This is a genomic window from Ferrimicrobium sp. (assembly GCF_027364955.1).
Taxonomy (GTDB): domain Bacteria; phylum Actinomycetota; class Acidimicrobiia; order Acidimicrobiales; family Acidimicrobiaceae; genus Ferrimicrobium.
In genome coordinates this window covers 1-1,825 of sequence record NZ_DAHXOI010000065.1, presented here as the reverse complement: position 1 = coordinate 1,825, position 1,825 = coordinate 1, and the positions used below count along the sequence as shown (strand labels likewise).

General features: G+C 58.6%; 3 protein-coding genes. All 3 read left to right on the top strand.

Annotation, left to right across the window (positions count from 1 at the left end):
- On the top strand, positions 1-280 hold a 280-nt coding region (locus M7Q83_RS13995; protein WP_298340223.1), incomplete at its 5' end, for a hypothetical protein.
- A gap of 18 nt (positions 281-298) precedes the next feature.
- Complete coding sequence (locus M7Q83_RS13990) at positions 299-706, top strand: CrcB family protein (RefSeq protein WP_298340220.1); 408 nt, start codon at positions 299-301, stop codon at positions 704-706.
- Between the two features lie 456 nt (positions 707-1,162).
- A complete protein-coding gene (gene crcB, locus M7Q83_RS13985; protein ID WP_298340219.1) occupies positions 1,163-1,525 on the top strand; it encodes a fluoride efflux transporter CrcB in 363 nt (120 codons plus the stop codon).
- The last annotated feature ends 300 nt before the right edge of the window (positions 1,526-1,825 follow it).

Below are 1,825 nucleotides of genomic sequence, written 5' to 3'. Positions count from 1 at the left end.
TTGCAGGTGCCCCGGAGCAAGCCGCTTAGCGGTCTTGCGAGGCGATGGAATGGACTACCATGAAATCGCTAACTGTGCACCAACGCTTCCCGGTCACCCCCAACAATGGGGGCATGGCTCGAAGGAGGGAGCCGCTTGCGGTGGATCGAAGCTGGCAAACACGGAATCCGGGCATGCGGTAGCAGCAGAGCATGCCAGCACCCCATACACTGTTGCCGAGCAACAGAAGAGTTCCGTTCTTGCCAATGACTACCACAACGACGTTTTATCAGCACCGTAGGTCCCGCAGTGGATGCCCATGCGATTGCTGACCCGTCTTGGACCAATTGCGGTCGGAGGAGCACTCGGCTCGTTGTTGCGCTACTGGCTCGAGATCCACCTTGGCAGTTCACTCCGTTTCCCGCTAGGGATCTTCGCTGCTAATATCGCTGGGTCTTTTGTCATCGGCATCACGCTGACCCTACTGCCGCTGGTTTCGCTACGATCGGGCCCTCTTCTCAGGCTCTTTCTTGCCACTGGTTTCTGCGGGGGGCTCACCACGCTCTCGACGCTAGCGGTCTCACTTGCCGAGCAGATAGCCCATCTCGGTTTTCTCGCAGCTGGATTCTATGCGATCATTACCATTGGGGCAGGACTTGGTGCCGCAATTTTCGGACGCATCATTGGACGGCTCTGGTACCGCCATGGTCGCGTCGCGCTTGGTTAGCTGGTCGAGGGATCGATGATCGCCACCACCGTCAAAACAGGGTATTGCAGGCCCCCCACCGCCCCACAACAACGCCAGGGAATCCGGTCCTTCACCACCTGCTCACCTCGCGGGAGGCGTTACGAACCAAGAAGGTACTCGCCGTCACACGTCCCAGGCATCGCTGGGGAGTGCTCGCATCTCCGTCAATCCCGATCTCCCCGCCGTGACATTCAACGTACTCGGTCTGCACGGCGAGCAAAAGCGACGAACCTTCGTTTCGCAACTACGAGACACAGAACGTCTCCACATCCTGGAGGTACTATCATCGCAGAGATCATACGGTCGGGTGCACCATTGCGAAACCGCCACTACCTCTCCCAGCGGCGGGGACTGGTGATGATCACTCAAGGCCCGACAGACTGGTCCGCAGCTACGACCCTCCCGAAAATCCTGCCGGACGTCAGGGCGTAACCTGTGGCCTGGTTACTTGTCGTGCTCTTCGGTGCACTCGGTGCTGTCGTTCGCTACCTACTCGATCGCAGCATCATGAGACACCTCAACACCGATTTCCCGGTCGGTACCCTCATGATCAACCTCAGTGGGGCACTCGCTTTGGGTATCGTCGTCGGACTGGCCACCAGAAACCTCCTCCCGACCCAAGACGCCGTTGCCATAGGAGACGGCTTCATCGGTGCGTACACCACCTTCTCCACGCTGACATTCGAAAGCCTATCACTCGCCAATACCGAGTCATTTGGTCTCGGCGCGCTCAATATGGTGGGCACCATCGTGGCCGCGACCATACTCGCCTACCTTGGAATCCACATCGTCCAATAGCACGCCGACTGTTGGCTCCTCGTTTACCGTGACTGCAGAACCCTCGCCCATCACATCCCGACTGCACCAATGATTCGGCCTACCTCGCGAGGAGATAACCCTTCTTGCTATCGCAGGTTTCCGATCGCTCAGCCAACCGACTCCCTTGGTCGCCAACGAATAGACCGATCGCCAACGACGTCTTGCTCTCTCGTCCTCGCACTGCGCGCACGGTCCTGCTTGTTGTCACAGTTAGCGATTTCATGGTAGTCCATTCCATCGCCTCGCAAGACCGCTAAGCGGCTTGCTCCGGGGCACCTG